The sequence below is a fragment of the Mycolicibacterium tokaiense genome, from assembly GCF_010725885.1.
Taxonomy (GTDB): domain Bacteria; phylum Actinomycetota; class Actinomycetes; order Mycobacteriales; family Mycobacteriaceae; genus Mycobacterium; species Mycobacterium tokaiense.
In genome coordinates this window covers 185,495-204,381 of record NZ_AP022600.1, presented here as the reverse complement: position 1 = coordinate 204,381, position 18,887 = coordinate 185,495, and the positions used below count along the sequence as shown (strand labels likewise).

Genomic DNA, 18,887 nt, shown 5'->3' with positions numbered 1-18,887 from the left:
GGGTGATTCACACATGGCCAGTGTGCGCTGGCGCACTTTAGCGTCGGGCAGTGACATGCGATCAACCCAGCGGAGGCGGTACGTGAGCACCATCAGCAGGATCCCCGGCTTTAAGGACGCGACGGTCGCGCGACGACGGGAGATCGTCGCCGAACGTACCGGGGTGGCCGGTGACATGCTCGCGGCTCTCGATCCGGCCGCCGGGCTGTCGATCGAGTCGGCCGACCACATGGTCGAGAACGTCGTCGGCGTCCTGGCGCTGCCGGTGGGCATCGCCACCAACTTCACCGTCAACGGCATCGACCGGCTGGTCCCGATGGCCACCGAGGAGCCGTCGGTGGTGGCCGCCGCCAGCAACGCCGCGCGCATGGCCCGCGAGCACGGCGGCTTCCACACCTCCAACTCCGGACCGGTGATGGCCGCCCAGATCCAGCTGGTCGAGGTGCCGGACCCGGAAGCGGCCCGGCTGCGGATCCTGGAATCGGCGCCCGAGATCGTCGCCACCGCCAATGCGCTGGACCCGCTGTTGGTCGAATTCGGGGGTGGGGTGCGTGATCTCGAGGTCCGCAATCTGGCGACCCGAACCGGCGTCCACGTGATCGTGCACCTGATCGTCGACGTCCGTGATGCCATGGGCGCCAACGCGGTCAACACCATGGCCGAGGCGGTGGCGCCCCGGCTGGCCGAGATCGCCGGCGGCCGTTCGTTGCTGCGCATCTTGACCAACAAGGCCGACCGCCGGGTGGTACGGGCCCGGGCGGTATTCGACCGGGACCTGCTCGGCGGTGCCGAGGTGGTCGACAACATCGTGCACGCCTCGGCCTTCGCCGAAGCCGACCCCTACCGCGCGGCCACCCACAACAAGGGCATCATGAACGGCATCACCGCGGTGGTGCTGGCCACCGGCAACGACACCCGGGCTGTGGAAGCCGGCGCCCACTCGCACGCAGTCGGGCCGGACGGCCGCTACACCGCGCTGTCGCATTTCGAACGCACCCCGCAGGGGCACCTGTCCGGGACGCTGGAACTGCCGATGCCGGTCGGTCTGGTCGGCGGCGCCACCAAGGTCCACCCCGTGGCCAAAGCGGCGGTGCAGATCCTGAACGTCACCAGCGCAACCGAACTCGCCGAGGTCATCGTCGCCGTCGGGCTGGCGCAGAACCTCGGAGCGTGCCGCGCGCTGGCGGCCGAAGGCATCCAGCGCGGCCACATGAGCCTGCACGCCCGCACGGTTGCGGCCACCGCCGGGGCCGACGCCGCCGAACTGGACGCGGTGGTGGCCCGTTTGATCGCCGACGGCAACATCCGCGTCGAGCATGCCGAGCAGGTGCTCGCCGAACTGCGGAAGAGCCGGTGAGCCCCCGGTTTCCCCACCCGCACCGCGCCGCGGGGCTCCCGGACCGGGTGCGCGTGCACGAAGTCGGGCCGCGCGACGGGCTGCAGGCCGAGGCCGGCGTGGTTCCTGTCGGGGTGAAAGCAGAATTCTGCCGCCGTCTTGTCGGCGCGGGAGTCACCTCGCTCGAAGTCACCAGCTTCGTTTCGCCGCGCTGGGTTCCGCAGCTGGCCGACGCCGAGGAGCTGATGGAGCAGCTGCGCTCCGACGGCACGCTCACCGCGCCGAACCTGCGCACCGTGGTCCTCACCCCGAACCGCCGCGGCTACGACCGGGCGTTGGCCGCCGGTGCCACCGAGATCGCGGTGTTCGTCTCGGCGACGCAGACGTTCGCCCGCCGCAACCTCAACAGCACCGTCGAGGGCGCGCTGGCCGCAGCGGCGCCCGTGGTGGCGGAGGCCCGATCGGCCGGCCTGCCGGTACGGGGGTATGTGTCCATGTGCTTCGGTGATCCCTGGGAAGGGCCGGTTGCGGTGGCCGACGTCGCGCGGGTGACCGGGCAGCTGATCGAGATGGGTGCCACCACAATCTCTCTGGGTGACACCATCGGGGTGGCCACCCCCGGTCACGTGGCCGGGGTACTCGCCGCCGTGCTCGATGTCGGCGCTCGCGCCGAGCAGCTCGCGGTGCATTTCCACGACACCTACGGCCAGGCGCTGGCCAATGTATTGGCCGCGCTGCAGCACGGCATCACCGAGATCGACAGCTCCGCAGGCGGACTGGGCAGATGTCCGTATGCGCGCGGGGCCACCGGCAACCTGGCCACCGAGGATCTGGTGTGGATGCTGCACGGACTCGGCATCAACACCGGCATCGACCTGGACGTGTTGGTGGACACGTCGATGTGGATGGGCGGGCAACTGGGCCATCCGCCGGCGTCGGCCACCGCGACGGCGATCAACAACAGCAGGAGGACGACCACCGATGCGTGATGACCGCACTGAACCGACACAGCCGCGCTATCTCGAGGTGTGGGGGGACACCGTCACCGCCCGGCACCTCGGGCTGTCGGTGATCATCGGCGTCGTCGTCAGCCTGGGTGCCTACCTGGCCGCGCACGCCTACCTGTCCCGGGTGGTCACCGAAACGTCGCTCGCCGAGGCTTATTCGCTGCTGGTGGGGATCGGGGCCTGTGTGGTGGCGGGGGTGATCAGCGGCAAGCTGTTCCCGCCCAAGCGCCGCATCGTGGTGGAGGCCGCCGAGGGTGACTCGGTGGGCGAGGTGATCGCCGCACTGAGCGCGGAGCGCGGCGGTCTGGGCTCCGTCGAGGATCTGCCGGAGGCGACGGTGCGCGAACTGAAGGACCTCGATCTCTACGACCGGTTCCGTGAGGCGGAGCGGGCATCCGAGGAGCAGCCGCGATGAGTGCCGTGGTCACCAACGACGTCCTGGTCGCGATCCTGCTGGGCCTGATCGGCGCCGTCGTCTTCTCCCTGATCGGGCTGGTCTCGGGTACCGATGAAACCGCAACACTGGCCCCGCTGACCCTGCTGGTCATCCTGCTCGGCACGCCGCCGGCCGGGGTGTTCACCTTCTTCCTGGCCGGTGCGGTCGCCAAACACATGACCCACGCGGTGCCCACCACGCTGCTGGGGATACCGGGCGACACCATGGCGGTGCCGCTGCTGCGCGAGGCGCGGTTGTTGCGGGGCCTCGGGGTGCCGCACATCGCGCTGCGCAAGGCGATCTCGGGTGGCGTCATCGCGGCGTTCATCGCGGTTCCCGCCGCAGTGCTGTTCGCGGCGCTGCTGGCCCCGTTCTCCGACACCGTGCAGGCCGTCGCGCCGTGGCTGTTCCTGGTCGCCGCGATCGGCATCGCCTACACCACTCCCGGGAAATGGGCCGGCGTGGCCGCGCTGGTGCCGTTTGTCCTGCTGATCCTCGGGTTGCGGGCGCTGACCGCCACCTTCGATGTGGCACTGAACATCAGCTACTTCCTGGGCATCGCCGTGGGTCCGCTGATCGCGGCGCTGTTCCTGGTGCTGGGGCCGGCGGGACGCCGGGAGATGGCCCGCGACGAACCCGCGACGGTATGGCTGGCCCCCGAGGTCAAGGGCTGGTCGGGGTACTTCCCGAATCCGTTCCGGATCCTGGATCGTCGGCAGACCGCACAGGTGGCCGCGACAGCCACGGTATCGAGCGCCACCTTCGTGTTCAGCCCGGTCGCGATGACGGTGTTGATGGGGGAGCTGGTGGCCGCACGCGTCAAGCAGGGGTACCACCGGCTGACATCGGTGATCGCCGCCCGCAACGGCACCACCGAATCGACCTACATCGCCGAGGCGTTGATCCCGCTGATCGCCTTCGGTCTGCCGCTGAGCCCGGTCGCGGCCGGGCCGGCCGCCCCGCTGTTCAACGCACCCCCGGTGTTCACCACCGACAGTGAGACCGGGCAGATCGACAACCTGTCGACCGCGCTGAGCACCACCGAATTCCTGCTGTACGGGCTGCTCGCCGTGGCGGTGGCCGCAGTGATCGCCTACCCGTTCGCCATGAACTTCGCCCACCGCGCCGCCACGCTGGTGGTCCGGCACGTCAGCCACGAGGCCATCATCTCGGCCTTCGCCGGTCTGGTGGTCGTGGTCAGCGTCTGGGAAGGCGGGCTGTTGGGTCTGGCGGTGACGCTGACCGTCGGCGTGGTGGGCGGGTTGCTGGTGCGGTTCTTCGCCATCCACGCCGGGGTGCTGTTCATGGGTTACTACGTCGCCCTGCTGAGCGTGCCGGCGATCCTGGCGCTGTGAGAGCGGGGCCGCGGGCGGTAGCGTCCTGCACCGATGACCGCGCCAGACCCCGACACCCCGGCCCGCCCCCGTCGCCGCCGGGAGGTGCTCGGCAACCTCGGGCCCAACTGGTTCGCCTCGGTGATGGGCACCGGCATCGTGGCCAACGCGGGTGCGATGCTGCCGTGGCAGGTGACGGGACTGCGGGCGTTCTCCGAGGTCGTCTGGGTGACTGCCGCTCTGTTGCTGGTGGTGCTCGGAATTCTGGTGGGCGGCCACTGGCTGCGGCACCCCACGGTGGCCCGTGGGCACGGGCGCAACCCCCAGATGGCGCACTTCTACGGTGCGGCGCCGATGGCCCTGATGACGGTGGGTTCCGGCGCGATCCTGGTGGGCCAGGACCTGATCGGGGCCCGCGCGGCCGTCGACCTGCACTGGGTGCTGTGGAGCGTGGGCACCGTCGGCGGCCTGTTCACCGCGCTCACCATCCCGTACCTGATGTTCACCCAGCACACCGTGGAGCCCGACGCGGCGTTCGGCGGCTGGCTGATGCCGGTGGTGCCGCCCATGGTGTCGGCGGCCACCGGGGCGCTGCTGATCCCGCACATCGCTTCGGAGACCGGCCGGGCCACCATGCTCTACGGCTGTTATGCCATGTTCGGGCTGTCGCTGGTGGCGTCGATGATCATCATCACGCTGATCTGGAGCCGGCTGGCGTACTACGGCACCTCAGGCACCGCCCGGGTGCCGACACTGTGGATCGTGCTGGGCCCGCTGGGCCAATCCATCACCGCCGCCGGATTGCTCGGCACCCAGGCGCGGCTGGCCGTGCCGGCCGACGTGGCGGGCGGCATGGCTGTCTTCGGCATCCTGTTCGGTGTCCCGGTGTGGGGCTTCGCGGTGTTGTGGATCGGGTTGGCCACCGCCCTGACCGTGCGGACCCTGCGGCGCGGCATGCCGTTCGCGCTGACGTGGTGGAGCCTGACCTTCCCGGTCGGCACATTCGTCACCGGAACCACCCAGCTGGCCGCCCACACCGGTCTGCCGCTGTTCCGGGTGGCGGCGGTGGTGGCCTTCGCCGGGCTGCTCGCGACCTGGCTGCTGGTGGCGGTGCGTACCGCGCGCGGCAGCCTGCGCGGTAACCTGCTGCTGCCGCCGGCGTCCGCCCCGGTGAAGGCGGGCAAGGACCCCATCGAGTAGCTATTTGGGCGCGGACAGCTCCAGTGCGATGTTGTCCGGATCGCGGAATTCCAGGATGTAGGCGGGGCCGATGTCCTTGATCGGCTCGTGGGCAATGCAGAGTTCGTCCAGATGTGCTGCAGCAGCACGAATGTCGGTCACCCCGTCGACGGTGAACGCCAGGTGGTCCAGCCCGGTTCGGTCTTCGTCGAACGCGTCACGGCCCACCGGGCGCAGCCCGAGCAGACCGTGGCCCATGTCGTAGATGACACCGCCGAACAGGAAGTCATATCGGGCCCGGGTGGTCTCGTCGGCTCCTGCGGGGATCTCCAGCAGCACCGGCCACCCGAACACCGATTCGTAGAAGTGTCGTGACCGTTCGATGTCGGTGACGGTCAGACGCAGATGGGCGATCGAGTTCGCGCTGATGGCCATACAGGCCATGCTGCCAGTCGATAGGCTCCGCGGGGTGACTGTCCTGCGATGTGGCCGGGTGTCGGCTGCTGTGCTGTCGGTGGTGCTGGTGGCCTGGCTGGCCGCGCCCGCGGTGGCCCAACCTCCGGATCTGCGTGCCCAACTGGATGCCGCCATCGCCGCCACGGTGCAGGAGATGGGCATCCCGGGGGCCATCGTGGGTCTGTCGATCCCGGGCCGCATCGACTACACCACCGCCGTCGGGGTCGCCGACACCGCGACCGGGGCGCCGCTCTCAGCGGCCGACCACAGCCGCATCGGCAGCGTCACCAAGACCTTCACCGGAACCGCGGTACTGCAACTGGTCGACCAGGGCCGCATCCGGCTGACCGATCCCATCGCGATGTACGTCGACGGCGTGCCGAACGGCGACCGGATCACCCTGGACATGCTGGGGCGGATGCGCAGCGGCCTGTTCAACTACTCCGACGACGAGGCGTTCCAAGACCGGTTCTTCGCCGAGGCGCCCACCGGACCGGACGCCTTCGCCACCACCCCGCGCGAACTCGTCGACATCGCCTTCCGGCACCCGCCCAACTTCGCTCCGAACGAGAAATTCGAGTACTCCAACACCAACACCGTGCTGCTGGGCATGGTCGTCACCCGGGTCACCGGGCAGTCGCTACCGGATTACCTGCGCCAGCACGTGTTTGCGCCCTTGGGACTGGGGCACACCACGTGGCCCGCCAATGGTGCGATGCCGGAGCCGTTCACCCACGGTTACCTTGGCCTGCCCGATGACGGGGGCGTGGTCGACGCGACGTTCTGGAACCCGTCCTGGGGTGATGCGGCCGGTGCCATCATCTCGGATCTGGCCGATATGAAGGTGTGGGCGGCCGCCGTGGGCCGGGGGTGGTCGCTGCGGCCGGAGACCCACGCCCAGCGGCTGGCCGGGCCCGCCGCACACCCTGGGGTCACCTACGCGTTCGCCATCTTCGACACCCATGGCTGGATCGGCCACAACGGCGATATCCCCGGTTACACCACCGTCTCGGTGTATCTGCCCGAGCAGGACGCCACGCTGGTGGTGTTCGCCAATTCCGATGTGCCCGCCGATCACTCCGCCGGCCAGATCGCCACGGCTGTGACGTCTATCGTCACTCCCGACCATGTCTACAACCTCACGGGATAGCATCGCGGCGTGCAGGTGGGCATGACGATGCCGGTGATGGAGCCGGATCTCGACGCAACAATTCTCCGGTCCTGGGCGGCCGCCGTCGACAACGGACCGTTCTCCTCGCTGTGCTGGGGTGAGCGCATCGCCTTCGACAACCCCGACAGCCTCACGCTGCTGGGTGCGTTGGCGGCGTGGACCGACCGGGTGCAGTTGGTGACGACGGTGATCGTGCCGCAGTTGCACGACCCGGTGATGCTGGCCAAGGCGCTGGCCACCGGCCACCTGCTCAGCGAGGGCCGGCTCACGGTCGGTCTCGGGGTGGGCGGCAGGCACGAGGACTACCGGGCGGTCGGCGCCGATGTCAGCACCCAGACCATGCGGGGCATGGCCGAGCGGGTGGCCACCATGCGCCGGGTCTGGGCGGGGGAGAAGCTCACCGAATCCGTTCTCCCCGTTGGCCCTCCGGTGCGCGACAGCGGACCCTCGCTGCTGGTCGGAACTGTCGGTCCCAAGACGGTGCGCAGCGCCGCCGCCTGGGCCGACGGCATGGCGGGCACCACCTTGGACCTGGATGTCGACAAGCAAAATGAGCTCTTCGACGTCGCGCGGCAGGCCTGGGCCGAGGCGGGCAAACCGAAACCCCATCTGGCGACGTCGTTCTGGTTTGCGCTGGGCCCGCAGGAGTCGGCCCGCGCTCAGGTGCACACCCACCTACGTCGCTACATCAACTGGGTCCCCGCCGAGTTCGTCGACGCCATGGCCCCCACCACCGGATGGGCCGGCAGCGAGGACGAGCTGGCCGCGACGCTGCGCGGCTTTGCGGCCATCGGCACCGACGAGATCCATCTGATTCCGACCAGCTCCGACCTGGGCCAGCTCCGGGCTGTTGCCGATGTGGTGAAGGAAGTCGCGTGACACAGCCGAATTACGGCGCCTACCAGTACGAGATCTACTTCGGTGGACTCACCGGTGTGCAGCCGTCGCTGCCCATGACGTTCTCCGAGCTGGAAACGCGGGCCGCGCAGGCGATGCCGCCGTCGGTGTGGTCGTACGTGGTGGGCGGCGCCGGGGACGAACGTACCCAGAACGTCAACGTCTCCGCCTTCCAGCGCTGGGGTCTGATACCCCGGATGTTGGTGGGCGCCAAGGAACGTGACCTGACGGTGGAGTTGTGGGGCAGGACCTGGCCGGTACCGTTGTTCATGGCGCCCATCGGCGTCATCGGAATCTGCACCCAGGACAACCACGGCGACATCGCCACCGCGCAGGCGGCCGCCCGCACCGGCATCCCGATGTTCGCCTCGACGCTGATGGCCGATCCCCTGGAGGCGGCGGCCGCCGAGTTCGGCGACACCCCGGGGTTCTTCCAGTTGTACTGTCCCACCGACCGGGAACTCGCGGCCAGTCTGGTCAGCCGGGCCGAGGCGGCCGGCTACGCGGGCATCGTCGTCACCCTGGACACCTGGGTGCCGGGCTGGCGGCCGCGTGACCTGAGCACCGCCAATTTCCCGCAGTTGCGTGGGCACTGTCTGGCCAACTACACCAGTGACCCGGTGTTCCGGGAGAAGTGTGGGGTGGACGGCGCCACCATCGACGCCGACCCGCGATCCATCGTGCCGTACTGGGCCGGGGTGTTCGGCAATCCGCTGACCTGGGACGACCTGCCGTGGCTGCGGTCGCTGACCACACTGCCCCTGATCCTCAAGGGCATCTGCCACCCTGACGACGCGCGGCGTGCCATCGACGGTGGGGTGGACGGGATCTACTGCTCGACCCACGGCGGGCGCCAGGCCAACGGCGGCCTGCCCGCCATCGACTGCCTGCCCGCGGTGGTGGAAGCCGCCGGCGACGTGCCGGTGTTGTTCGACTCCGGGGTGCGCTCGGGTGCCGAGGTGGTCAAGGCCCTGGCCCTGGGAGCCAAGGCGGTGGGCGTCGGCAGGCCCTACGCCTACGGCGCAGCACTGGCCGGCGCGGACGGCGTCACACACGTGATGCGCTCCATCCTGGCCGAGGCCGACCTGATCATGGCCGTCGACGGCTACACGTCGCTGGCCGACCTCACCCCCGACGCCCTGCGCCGCGTTCTCTAGCGATTTCGGCGCGCTGGTAACCGCTGAGCGGTTACGTGCGCGCCGAAATCACTCGTCGTCGGGTTCGGAGAGCACCTCGAACGGTTCGGTGGGCACTTCCACCACCACCATCTCGGCGGCCGAGGCGGCGGGCACGCGGTTGCGGGACAGCGCCGCCAGCGCGCGCTCGGTACCGACATCGTGACCGGCCTGCTCGGACAACAGCCAGCGCACCTCGAGCAGATCGCAGAACGCCTGGATGTCGGTGCCCGCGTTGCCCACTGCGGTGTGCGCGCGGTGCATGGTGGGGGTGGCGACCTCCATGAGCCACAGCCGCGCGGCCGTCGACTCGTCGACGTCCTCACCCGCCTCCCGGCACAGCTGCGCCTGGTAGGCGTGGAGATCACCGAGCAGGATGCGGGCCTGCCCCTCACCGACGTCCAGACCGGTCAATGCACGCAGGTGCTGGGCGTGGTAGCGGCGGTCACCCACGGCGACCTTGAGCCGAAGCTGGCTCGGATCCGCCGACAGCGGCTGCAGGGACACCTCGTCGACGGCGAAGCCCAGCTCGTTGAGCCGGCGGATGGTGCCCTCCACCTCGAAGCGGTCGGAGAAGCCGAAAACCGGTTCGGTGTGCAGGGTTTCCCACAGCCGGTCGTAAGTTTCGCGTACCCCGAACGCCTCGGCGATCAGCACATCGTTCAGGTCCTCGGGACGGTCCAACCGGGCCGCCAGATCCACCATGCCGGCGGCCACGTTCTCCACCAGGATCTCCATGTCCATCTGGCGCTGACCATCGGACAGGCGGGGGTGCACCGCGCTGGTCTCGGCGTCCACCAGAGCCGCCTGCAGCACCTGGCCGTCGCGGGAGAACAGCGTGTTGGCCAGTGAGCAGTCGCCCCAGAACACGCCGTGGCGGTGCAGTTCCACCATCAGGCTGGCCATGGCGTCGAGCAGCCGGGCCCGGTGCCGCGGCTGATCGGGCGGCAGCCGCATGAACAGCCGGCGGTACTGCCACGATCCCTGCAGATACCGCGTCACCAGGATCGCGGTCTCGTGTTCGGGCTGCAGCACCACCCCGGCGGGCCGCACGGCGGGCAGCTCCATCTCTTCGAGTTGGCGCAGCACGTCGTACTCCCGGACGGCGATCCGTGGGGGCAGGTCCTTGAGCGCCCACAGCTGCCCGTCGCAGTCGACGAATTTCACCAGGTGCCGGCTGGGACCCACGGCGATGTCGCGCAGCGGTACCTCGGGCACCATCCACTCCGAGAGCGGCCGGTCCCACGGCAGCGCGATGAGATCGGGGGTCGGCGCCCGCAGCCGCAGCTCAGGGGCACGCACGGGTTCAGCCGGTGGTCACCGGTTCGCGTCGCTCCGAACCTGCTGTGCGGGTGAGGTTCTCACCGGTCTGCGGGTCGAAGAGGTGCAACCGGGAGGTGTCGAGCCAGAGTGTGGCCTTGTCGCCGGAGCGCACCCGGCTCAGCGGATCGAGTTCCACGCACAGCTGGGTGCGCAGCTGCTCGCTGTCCAGCTCGGAGGCGAGCTGCGCAAGATGGTTGGTGATCTCGTCGGGAGCCTCGAACGGCACGAAGGCGTACTGCTCGTTGCCCAGCCACTCTGTCATGTCGATGTCGACGTCGAAGGAGACGCCACGATCGGCCTTGTCCCCATCGATCAGGGAAGCGTCCTCGAAGCTGCCGGGCCGGATCCCGGCGATGTAGACCTTGCCGTCATCGGTGACCGACTTCCACTCCGGGCGCATCGGAATGGTGACGAACGGGAGCTCGAGCTGGTCGCCGCGCACCGAGGCGGGGACGAAGTTCATCGGCGGTGATCCGATGAACCCGGCGACGAACAGGTTGACCGGCTGATCGTAGAGTTCGCGGGGGCTGGCAACCTGTTGCAGCACACCCTTTTTGAGCACCGCCACCCGGTCTCCCAGGGTCATGGCCTCGGTCTGGTCGTGGGTCACGTACACGGTGGTGACCCCCAGCTTGCGCTGCAGACGCAGGATCTCCATTCGCATCTGGCCACGCAGCTTGGCATCGAGGTTGGACAGCGGTTCGTCGAACAGGAACGCGTCGGCCTGGCGCACGATGGCCCGGCCCATGGCCACGCGCTGGCGCTGACCGCCGGACAGGTTGGCCGGTTTGCGGTCCAGATGGTCCTGCAGCTCCAGTGTTTTCGCCGCCTCGGTGACGGTCTTGCGGACCTCGTCATCGGACATCTTGCCGGCCAGCCGCAGCGGGAAGGCGATGTTCTCGAAGACCGTCAGATGCGGGTACAGCGCGTAGTTCTGGAACACCATCGCGAGGTTGCGATCGCGGGGTGCCTTGTCGTTGACCCGCTTTCCGCCGATGACCATGTCGCCGGAGGTGATGTCCTCCAGACCCACAATCATCCGCAGCAGGGTCGACTTGCCGCAGCCGGAGGGCCCGACCAGGATCATGAACTCGCCGTCGGCGATGTCCAGGCTGACATCGTTGACGGCGGGGAAGCCGTCACCGTACTGCTTGACGATGTGACTCATGGTGATCTCGGCCATGGTTATCCCTTCACTGCTCCTGAGGTCAGACCCGCGACGATCCGGCGCTGGAAGATGAGCACCAGGATCACCACGGGAATGGTGACGATCACTGAGGCGGCCATGATGTAGGGCACCGCCGATTCGAAGTACGACGCACCCTGGAAGAACGCCAGCGCCGCCGGCACCGTTCGGGCGCTGTTGGTCGACGTCAGCGAGATGGAGAACAGGAAGTCGTTCCAGCAGAAGAAGAACGTCAGGATCGCGGTGGTGAACACGCCGGGGGCGGCCAGCGGCACGATGACCTTGCGGAACGCCTGCCACTGGGTGGCCCCGTCCACCTGCGCCGCGTGTTCCATCTCCCACGGGATCTGCCGGAAGAACGCCGACATGGTCCATATCGACAGCGGCAGCGCGAACGTCATGTACGGGATGATCAGGCCCAGCCAGGTGTCATAGATGCCGAGTCCGCGCCACATGTTGAACAGTGGGCCCACCAGCGCGGCCTGTGGGAACATCGCGATGCCCAGCGCCAGCGACAGCAGCACCTTCTTGCCGCGGAACTCCAGGCGGGCGATGGCGTAGGCGGCGAACATCGCGATGACCACCGAGATCAACGTCGCGATCACGGCGATGCCGATCGAGTTCAGCAACGCCCGGGTGAACAACGAATCGCTGAAGATGGTGGCGAAGTTGTCCAGTGTCCAGGCGGTGGGCAGGAACTGCGGGTTGCCGGACACGATGTCCGACGGCGGCTTGAACGCCAGGCTGATCATCCACGCCAGAGGGAAGAAGCTGTAGATGACGATGACGATGCCGGCGATCGTCCACCACTTGGTGCTCGAATTCATCAGTCGCCCCTCACCTGAGACAGGTCGGTCTTGAAGCCCTTGACGAAGACGAAGGCGATGGCCACCACCGACAGGAACAGCAGGACCGACACCGCCGATCCCATCCCGAGGTTCACCAGGGTGACGTTCTGGCGGTAGGCCAGGAACGAGATGGTCTCGGTGTTGTTGGCGCCGTTGGTCATCACGAACGGGTTGTCGAAGATGCGCCAGGCGTCCAGGGTGCGGAACAGTAGGGCGACCATGATGGCGGCCTTCATGCTCGGCAGCGTGATCTTGAACAGACGCTGGCGAGCCGTGGCGCCGTCCACCTTGGCGGCTTCCTGCATGTCTTCGGGCACCTGCACCAGGCCCGCCAGCAGCAGCAGGGAGATGAACGGGGTGGTCTTCCAGATCTCGGAGAGGCAGATCACGAAGATCGCCGACCACCGGTCGCCGAACCAGTCGAAGGCACCGAGGTTGAGCCACTGGTTGATGAAGCCGGAGTCGATGGCAAAGGCGTAGCGCCAGATGAACGCCGAGACCACCGTGACGATGCCGTAGGGGATGAGGATGGCGGTGCGCAGCGGGCCGCGCCCGCGGATGATGCGCAGCATCACGAACGCGAACCAGAAGCCGAGCACCAGCTCCACCGCCACGGTGACCAGCGTGATGAGGGCGGTGGTCACGAAGTCGTTCCACCACACCGGATCCGTCAGGATCACCAGGTAGTTCTGCAGTCCGACGAACGTGCGGCCTGCCGGGTCGGTGAGCCGGTAGTTGTACAGCGACAGCACCAGCGCGTACCCCAGGGGGTAGGCCGTGACCAGGATCATCACGATGTAGGACGGCAGGGTCAGGTAGAAGCCCAGCCTGCGCTCACCCTTGACCCGATCGCTGGCCGCGGTCTGCGCGGCGTGCTTGCCGGCAGATTTCGGCGGGTTCTCCACGGTGGTCACAGAAGCCGCCTTCCGCTGAGCACGTCTGCCATGAATTCGTCTGTCCGCTGCGGTGTTTCGGCGTTCACCGAGGCGGGCGGGTGCCAGGTCTGGAAGATCGAGCCCGCGACGTCGACGTAGAAGGGGGTGAGCGGGCGAGGGCCGCCCTCGCTGATCGACTCCCGGATGAGGTCGGCGTTGGGGTAGTTCTCCCGAACCTCGGGATCGTCGTAGGACGCCGCGTACGGTGACGGTTCGCCCTCGTCGAGCATGTACTGGGTGGCCTTCTCCAGCGCGTTCACGCACTCCACCAGTGCGACCGACTGGTCGGGATGCTCGGAGTACGCGCCGACCCCGAGGTTGGCACCGCCCAGTGGCGGTGCGCTGGGCTGGTCGGGGAACACCCGCGGGTACCGCGCCCAGCCGATGTCGTCGACCACCTGCTGGGAGAGGCTGCCCTCCTCGGCAGCGCCGCGCGCCGCGGCAAGGACGTAGGGCCAGTTCAGCATGAAGCCGCCGCGCTCGCCCTGGAATGTCGCGCGGGCCTGCTCCTCCTGCGCGTTGGACAGGTCGGCCGGCGCGGCGGGGGAGCGGCCCAGGTTGCCGATGATCTCGGCTGCTTTCTCGCCGGCCGGGCTGGCCAGCGCCGGGCGGGCATTGCGGCCTGCCTCGGCGTCCTCGAGGATCTGACCGCCGCCGGAGAGCACCAGCGCGTTGACCCACACCATGTAACCCTCGTACCGCGCACCCTGGCTGGCGATTGTCTTGTCCTGTGCCACAGCAGCTTTGAGCATCTCGTCCCAGGTGAACGTCTCGCTGGTGGGATCGATGCCCGCCGCTTGGGCCAAAGACTTGCGGTACCACAGCAACTGGGCGTTGGTCTTGAACGGCGCGGCGAACAGCTGATCTTTCCACATACCGGTTTCCACCGGTGCGGGCAACATCCCGTTGGTCAGCCGCGCGGTCTCGTCGGCGGTGAACGGACGCAGGAACCCGGCGTTGGCGAATTCCGCGGTGTACACCACGTCGACGCTGACGACATCGATCGACGTGTCGCCGGCCGCCAGCCGGCGCACCAGCTGTTCGCGCTGCCCGGTGGCATTGGCGGGCAGCGTCTCGATGCTGACCTGGTAGGCCCCACCGGAGGCGTCGGCACACTGCTGTGCTCGGGTGGCCGCGCCGCCGTTGTCGGGCATGGCGTACCACGTGAGCACCGGCGGGCCGGATGCGCCTCCGCACCCGGAGAGCAGCCCCATCGCCAAGACGGTCGCCGAGGCGGTTGCCACCGCGCGACGCATACGTTTCATCAGCCCTCCACCGCCACACTGCGGACACAGGTCGTGTGATCTGCGACTTTAATAGGCGTCAGTGTGTCACACATCAAGAAATGGTGGAAAGGCCCCCCTGGTCTCGAAAACGTTGCGAACAGCGGCGCAGCCACTGTCGCATTACAACCGGGGCGTATGTGAAAGTCATGGTGTCGCATTCGGTTTCGCTTGACACGTGATCGGGCACCTTCCAGGCTGAAGGGTGACCAACTGCGGAAACAGCAAAGGAGGCCGGATGTCGGACGCGGCGTGGTGGAAAACGGCAGTCGTCTATCAGGTCTACATCCGCAGCTTTGCCGACGGCAACGGGGACGGGATCGGTGACATCACGGGTCTCACGGCGCGACTGCCGTACCTCGCCGAACTCGGAATCGATGCGGTGTGGATCAATCCGTGGTATCCGTCGCCGATGGCCGACGCCGGCTACGACGTGGCCGACTTCCGCAACATCGAACCGTCCTACGGCACGCTCGAACAGGCCGACGCGTTCATCGCCGCCGCCCACGAGCGCAACATCCGGGTGATTCTGGACATCGTCCCCAACCACACCTCCGACCGGCACCGGTGGTTCCAGGCGGCGCTGCGCGACGAACCCGGTGCGCGCGAGCGCTATCTGTTCCGGCCGGGTCGCGGACCCGGTGGGCAACTGCCGCCCAATGACTGGCAATCGGTCTTCGGCGGGCCGGCCTGGTCGCGGGTCGAAGGCGACCCCGACAATCTGTGGTACCTGCACCTGTTCGCGCCCGCGCAACCGGACCTGAATTGGGAACACCCCGAGGTGCGTTCGGAGTTCGAGGGCGTGCTGGCGTTCTGGTTCGACAAGGGGGTGGACGGCTTCCGCATCGACGTGGCGCACGGCCTGGTCAAAGAAGCCGGCCTGCCCGACGGGGGTGTGCTCACCGCCGGCGCCCAGCACAACGCGACGCACCCGGCATGGGACCAGGACGGGGTGCACGAGATCTACCGCGGGTGGCGGTCGGTGGCCAATCGTTATGCGCCCGAACGGGTTTTCATTGCCGAGGCATGGGTGCCCAGCAACGAACGGCTGGCCCGCTACCTGCGTCCGGACGAACTGCACACCGCGTTCCAATTCGACTTCCTACGGGCCCCGTGGCGGGCCAGCACGCTGCGGACCGTGATCGACGACGCCATGGCGGGCGCGGCGTCGGTCGGCGCACCACCGACCTGGGTGCTGTCCAATCACGACGTGCCCCGCACGGTCACCCGGTACTCGCGCTCGCAGCCTGCGGGCCTGAGTGAGAGCGAGTGGGAGCGCTCGCGCTGGGACGAGGAGGTGGCCGACCACGATCTGGGCCGGCGCCGTGCCCGCGCCTGCGCGCTGCTGCAGTTCGCCCTGCCGGGCACCGCGTACGTCTATCAGGGTGAGGAGCTGGGTCTCGAAGAGGTGGAAGACCTTCCCGCCGAAGCCCGCCAGGACCCCACCTGGGTGCAATCCGGTTTCACCGACGTCGGCCGGGACGGTTGCCGAGTGCCCCTGCCATGGATCAATGGTCCTGTGCCCTACGGCTTTTCACCTGCCGGCGCAACCGCGGACCCGTGGCTGCCGCAGCCGCCGCACTGGGGTGAACACTCGGTCCAGGCCCAGGACGGTGACGCCGCGTCCTTCCTGCATCTGTACCGCGATGCGCTAACACTGCGCCGCGAACTCTGGGAAACCGACGCCGAGGTGTCGTGGCTGGACACCGACGCCGGCGTGCTCGCGTTCACCCGTGGTGACGCGCAGTGCTGGGTCAACACCGGCGACGCAGCCGTGCCCCTGCCGCCGGGGGTGTCGGTGGTGCTGGCGTCGGTGCCGGGCGTGACCGATACGCTGCCCACCGATGCCGCGGTCTGGGTGCGGGGCTGATCTGGCGCGGCGGTGCCGCAGATGCGACGCTGACTGTCGTGTCACTGCCAACGACTCAGATCTCGCGTCTCGGCGAGAAGCAGAGCGCCTCGCGCGCGGACCTGTACGCACTGCTGGATGCCACTCCGCTGGCCACCGTCGCGCTGGTGCGCGACGGGCACCCTGTGGCGTTTCCCACCGGCTTCGCCCGCATCGATGACCGCTTCGTCATCCACGGCTCCACCGGGTCACCGTGGATGCGTGCCGTCGGCGCCGGCGCTCCGGTGGCGGTGTCGGTGACAGCGTTGGACGGGGTGGTGGTGGCGCGCAGTGGCTTCGAATCCTCGTTCCACTACCGCAGCGCGGCACTGTTCGGCACGTTCGAGCCGGTGCCGACCCAGGACAAGGAACACATCCTGGAGACCCTGACGGACACCTTCATCCCGGGTCGGGTGGCCGAACTGCGGGCCAGCACCCGCCGGGAACTGGCTGCCACCATGGCGTTGCAGATGACGATCGGCGACGACAACTGGTCCTGCAAGATCAGTGCGGGCTGGCCCGAGGATCCCGACTCCGACATCGAGGCGGGCGCCTGGGCCGGGGTGGTCCCGCTGACCACTGTCTACGGTGAGCCTCGTCGCGCGCCGGACTGCCCGCAGGAAATCCCGGTGCCCGCGTCGGTGCGCGACATGACCGGTGAGCTGGCCAACCGGCGCCATGGCGGCTGAGCCCGCGCGCCCACCCGTCGTGACCCGCGCGGAGTGGGCCACCGCGCGAGCGCAGCTGCTGGTCGAGGAGAAGAAGCTCACGCGGCTCAAGGACCGGGTGAGCGCCCTGCGTCGGCGTCTGCCCATGGTGGAGGTCGACGCCGACTACCGATTCGACACCGGGTCGGGGACGGCGACCCTGGCCGACCTCTTCGGTGGCCGACGGCAGTTGATCGTCGCGCACTTCATGTTCGCGCCGGACTGGCAGGAGGGCTGCCCGGGGTGCTCCATGATGGCCGACCACCTGGGCCCGTTGTCGCACCTGCACGCCAAGGACACCGCGCTGGTGCTGATCTCCCGTGCGCCGGTGTCGGCTCTGCACGGTTACCGCGACCGGATGGGCTGGCTGCACCTGCCCTGGGTGTCGTCGGGCGGCACCACCTTCAACGAGGACTTCGGCGTCACGGTCGGCGGTGAGGAGCGCCACGCCATCAGTGCGTTCCTGCGCGACGGCGACCGGGTGTTCCACACCTGGCAGACCTTCGACCGCGGGGAAGAACCGTTCATGTTGGTGTTCGACCTGCTGGATCTGACCGCGTACGGGCGGCAGGAGTCGTGGGAGGACTCGCCGGCAGGCTGGCCGCAGGATCCGCCGTACGAGTGGATGCGCCGCCACGACGAGTACTGACCCCTAGTTGTACTGACCTGAGAGGTTAGGTACACGGCTGGCTGGTGGTTGACCGCCGAGTGCTGTGTGGCCGCGGTGGTGATTGTAGGTGTGCAGCCAGCGGGGGTATTCCTGGCAGCGTTGGTCGTCGCTGGTGTAGAGCCGGGCGTAGGCCCATTCATCGGCGAGGGTTCGGTGGAAGCGCTCCACTTTGCCGTTGGTCTGCGGTCGATACGGCCGCGTGCGGCGATGCTCGATGCCGTCGCCCAGCGCGTCCCGGAAGGCATGCGACCGGTAGCAGGACCCGTTGTCGGTCAACACCTTGCGAACAACGATGCCCTGTTCGACGAACCAGCCGTTGGCTCGTTGCCAGAACTCGGCGGCGGTGTCCTTGCGTTCGTCGGGCAGCATCTCGGAGTACGCCAACCGCGAATGGGCGTCGATCGCGGTGTGGATGAAGTGATATCCCCGCACCGGCTGATGGGACTTGTTGGTCGCTCCGGTCTTGTCCGCCTGGGAGTTGCGCTTACCCGCTGAGCGCCCGAGCTTGCGCCAACCGCCGCCGGCGGGGATCTTGCCCAGCTTCTTGACATCGACGTGCACCAGATCACCGCACGCCGCCGACTCCATCCGCCGTACGACGCGCCCGGTCGCGCGGTCGAGCCACCGCAGTCGGGCGATGCGGTAGCGGCGCAGCACGTTGTGCACCGTGGAGACGTTGAGCCGCAGCAGGTAGGCGATCCGGGCCGGTCCCCAGCGGCGGGTGACGCGCACTCCGATGATGCGCCGCTCAATGCGCGTCGGCGTGCGGTTCGGACTGTAATGCGGTCGTGAGCTGCGGTCGGCCATCCCCGCCTCGCCCAGCTCGAGGTAGCGATCCACCCACCGGCACACGGTGGTCACCGACACCTGGAAGCGATCGGCCGCGCGGCGACGCGACCACCCGTCATCGACAACGCATCGAGCCAGCCGCAGACGACCGGTTTCGGACAAAGGGGCATTACGGTGAACCACGAAGACCTCCGAGATCGGGGAGCGTTCCTAGACAGCTCGCACTCCACTCGGAGGTCTCTCGTCTTGTCACCTCACCACGCCGTC

At 68.3% G+C, this 18,887-nt stretch carries 18 protein-coding genes; 11 read left to right on the top strand and 7 right to left on the bottom strand.

The genetic code is table 11. The features are described from left to right. The first annotated feature begins 82 nt into the window (after window positions 1-82). Genes G6N58_RS00945 through G6N58_RS00925 form a run of 5 tightly spaced genes read left to right on the top strand, consistent with a single transcriptional unit; the run spans window position 83 to window position 5,313 of the window. A complete protein-coding gene (locus G6N58_RS00945) occupies window positions 83-1,357 on the top strand; it encodes a hydroxymethylglutaryl-CoA reductase (protein ID WP_115280110.1) in 1,275 nt (424 codons plus the stop codon). Next, complete coding sequence (locus G6N58_RS00940; protein ID WP_115280111.1) at window positions 1,354-2,325, top strand: hydroxymethylglutaryl-CoA lyase; 972 nt, start codon at window positions 1,354-1,356, stop codon at window positions 2,323-2,325. Before G6N58_RS00945 ends, G6N58_RS00940 begins: the two co-directional genes overlap by 4 nt. Continuing rightward, complete coding sequence (locus tag G6N58_RS00935; RefSeq protein ID WP_115280112.1) at window positions 2,318-2,758, top strand: hypothetical protein; 441 nt, start codon at window positions 2,318-2,320, stop codon at window positions 2,756-2,758. Before G6N58_RS00940 ends, G6N58_RS00935 begins: the two co-directional genes overlap by 8 nt. After that, window positions 2,755-4,134 (top strand): tripartite tricarboxylate transporter permease, encoded by a 1,380-nt coding sequence (locus G6N58_RS00930; RefSeq protein WP_115280113.1) that lies wholly within the window; start codon window positions 2,755-2,757, stop codon window positions 4,132-4,134. The genes G6N58_RS00935 and G6N58_RS00930 overlap by 4 nt, the downstream gene beginning before the upstream one ends. Before the next feature lie 33 nt (window positions 4,135-4,167). Then, window positions 4,168-5,313 (top strand): TDT family transporter, encoded by a 1,146-nt coding sequence (locus G6N58_RS00925; protein ID WP_115280114.1) that lies wholly within the window; start codon window positions 4,168-4,170, stop codon window positions 5,311-5,313. On the opposite strand, the gene G6N58_RS00920 is transcribed toward G6N58_RS00925, so the two are convergent. Continuing rightward, window positions 5,314-5,727 (bottom strand): VOC family protein, encoded by a 414-nt coding sequence (locus tag G6N58_RS00920; RefSeq protein WP_115280115.1) that lies wholly within the window; start codon window positions 5,725-5,727, stop codon window positions 5,314-5,316. A 43-nt stretch (window positions 5,728-5,770) separates the two neighbouring features. On the opposite strand from G6N58_RS00920, the gene G6N58_RS00915 reads away from it, so the two are divergent. Genes G6N58_RS00915 through G6N58_RS00905 form a run of 3 tightly spaced genes read left to right on the top strand, consistent with a single transcriptional unit; the run spans window position 5,771 to window position 8,973 of the window. Next, the gene (locus tag G6N58_RS00915) at window positions 5,771-6,898 is read left to right on the top strand and encodes a serine hydrolase domain-containing protein (RefSeq protein WP_115281910.1); all 1,128 of its coding nucleotides are present in this window, start codon (window positions 5,771-5,773) and stop codon (window positions 6,896-6,898) included. Between the two features lie 21 nt (window positions 6,899-6,919). Continuing rightward, window positions 6,920-7,798 carry an LLM class flavin-dependent oxidoreductase gene (locus tag G6N58_RS00910; protein WP_163908577.1) on the top strand — a complete coding sequence of 293 codons (879 nt, stop codon included), beginning with the start codon at window positions 6,920-6,922 and terminating at the stop codon, window positions 7,796-7,798. Then, a complete protein-coding gene (locus G6N58_RS00905) occupies window positions 7,795-8,973 on the top strand; it encodes an alpha-hydroxy-acid oxidizing protein (protein WP_232067681.1) in 1,179 nt (392 codons plus the stop codon). Before G6N58_RS00910 ends, G6N58_RS00905 begins: the two co-directional genes overlap by 4 nt. A 48-nt stretch (window positions 8,974-9,021) precedes the next feature. Here G6N58_RS00905 and G6N58_RS00900 read toward each other — a convergent pair whose 3' ends face one another. From G6N58_RS00900 to G6N58_RS00880, 5 genes are read right to left on the bottom strand one after another with little or no spacing between them, the layout of a single operon-like run. Further along, entirely contained in the window at window positions 9,022-10,293 is a 1,272-nt protein-coding gene (locus G6N58_RS00900) for a DUF4032 domain-containing protein (protein ID WP_115280116.1), read from the bottom strand. Window positions 10,294-10,297: 4 nt separating this feature from the next. After that, window positions 10,298-11,497 (bottom strand): ABC transporter ATP-binding protein, encoded by a 1,200-nt coding sequence (locus G6N58_RS00895; RefSeq protein ID WP_115280117.1) that lies wholly within the window; start codon window positions 11,495-11,497, stop codon window positions 10,298-10,300. Between the two features lie 2 nt (window positions 11,498-11,499). Next, the gene (locus G6N58_RS00890; protein ID WP_115280118.1) at window positions 11,500-12,327 is read right to left on the bottom strand and encodes a carbohydrate ABC transporter permease; all 828 of its coding nucleotides are present in this window, start codon (window positions 12,325-12,327) and stop codon (window positions 11,500-11,502) included. Then, window positions 12,327-13,262, bottom strand: a complete 936-nt coding sequence (locus tag G6N58_RS00885) for a carbohydrate ABC transporter permease (protein ID WP_232067680.1) — start codon at window positions 13,260-13,262, stop codon at window positions 12,327-12,329. Before G6N58_RS00885 ends, G6N58_RS00890 begins: the two co-directional genes overlap by 1 nt. Beyond that, on the bottom strand, window positions 13,259-14,548 hold the full coding sequence (locus tag G6N58_RS00880; RefSeq protein ID WP_115280119.1) for an extracellular solute-binding protein: 1,290 nt from the start codon (window positions 14,546-14,548) through the stop codon (window positions 13,259-13,261). Before G6N58_RS00880 ends, G6N58_RS00885 begins: the two co-directional genes overlap by 4 nt. A 256-nt stretch (window positions 14,549-14,804) precedes the next feature. On the opposite strand from G6N58_RS00880, the gene G6N58_RS00875 reads away from it, so the two are divergent. From G6N58_RS00875 to G6N58_RS00865, 3 genes are read left to right on the top strand one after another with little or no spacing between them, the layout of a single operon-like run. Further along, window positions 14,805-16,436: a glycoside hydrolase family 13 protein gene (locus G6N58_RS00875; RefSeq protein WP_115280120.1), complete on the top strand. Its 1,632-nt coding sequence runs from the start codon at window positions 14,805-14,807 to the stop codon at window positions 16,434-16,436. Between the two features lie 29 nt (window positions 16,437-16,465). Next, the gene (locus G6N58_RS00870; protein ID WP_163908575.1) at window positions 16,466-17,143 is read left to right on the top strand and encodes a pyridoxamine 5'-phosphate oxidase family protein; all 678 of its coding nucleotides are present in this window, start codon (window positions 16,466-16,468) and stop codon (window positions 17,141-17,143) included. Then, on the top strand, window positions 17,133-17,810 hold the full coding sequence (locus tag G6N58_RS00865; protein ID WP_115280122.1) for a DUF899 domain-containing protein: 678 nt from the start codon (window positions 17,133-17,135) through the stop codon (window positions 17,808-17,810). The genes G6N58_RS00870 and G6N58_RS00865 overlap by 11 nt, the downstream gene beginning before the upstream one ends. 3 nt (window positions 17,811-17,813) lie before the next feature. Here G6N58_RS00865 and G6N58_RS00860 read toward each other — a convergent pair whose 3' ends face one another. After that, entirely contained in the window at window positions 17,814-18,803 is a 990-nt protein-coding gene (locus tag G6N58_RS00860) for an IS481 family transposase (RefSeq protein WP_115280123.1), read from the bottom strand. Between the last annotated feature and the right edge of the window lie 84 nt (window positions 18,804-18,887).

What these genes read in the sequence shown, in the direction of transcription:
- G6N58_RS00930 (WP_115280113.1), top strand. Translation starts at nt 2,755, where the DNA reads ATGAGTGCCGTGGTCACCAACGACGTCCTGGTCGCGATCCTGCTGGGC.
- G6N58_RS00880 (WP_115280119.1), bottom strand. Translation starts at nt 14,548, where the DNA reads ATGAAACGTATGCGTCGCGCGGTGGCAACCGCCTCGGCGACCGTCTTG.
- G6N58_RS00925 (WP_115280114.1), top strand. Translation starts at nt 4,168, where the DNA reads ATGACCGCGCCAGACCCCGACACCCCGGCCCGCCCCCGTCGCCGCCGG.
- G6N58_RS00875 (WP_115280120.1), top strand. Translation starts at nt 14,805, where the DNA reads ATGTCGGACGCGGCGTGGTGGAAAACGGCAGTCGTCTATCAGGTCTAC.
- G6N58_RS00920 (WP_115280115.1), bottom strand. Translation starts at nt 5,727, where the DNA reads ATGGCCATCAGCGCGAACTCGATCGCCCATCTGCGTCTGACCGTCACC.
- G6N58_RS00935 (WP_115280112.1), top strand. Translation starts at nt 2,318, where the DNA reads ATGCGTGATGACCGCACTGAACCGACACAGCCGCGCTATCTCGAGGTG.
- G6N58_RS00895 (WP_115280117.1), bottom strand. Translation starts at nt 11,497, where the DNA reads ATGGCCGAGATCACCATGAGTCACATCGTCAAGCAGTACGGTGACGGC.
- G6N58_RS00910 (WP_163908577.1), top strand. Translation starts at nt 6,920, where the DNA reads ATGACGATGCCGGTGATGGAGCCGGATCTCGACGCAACAATTCTCCGG.
- G6N58_RS00865 (WP_115280122.1), top strand. Translation starts at nt 17,133, where the DNA reads ATGGCGGCTGAGCCCGCGCGCCCACCCGTCGTGACCCGCGCGGAGTGG.
- G6N58_RS00890 (WP_115280118.1), bottom strand. Translation starts at nt 12,327, where the DNA reads ATGAATTCGAGCACCAAGTGGTGGACGATCGCCGGCATCGTCATCGTC.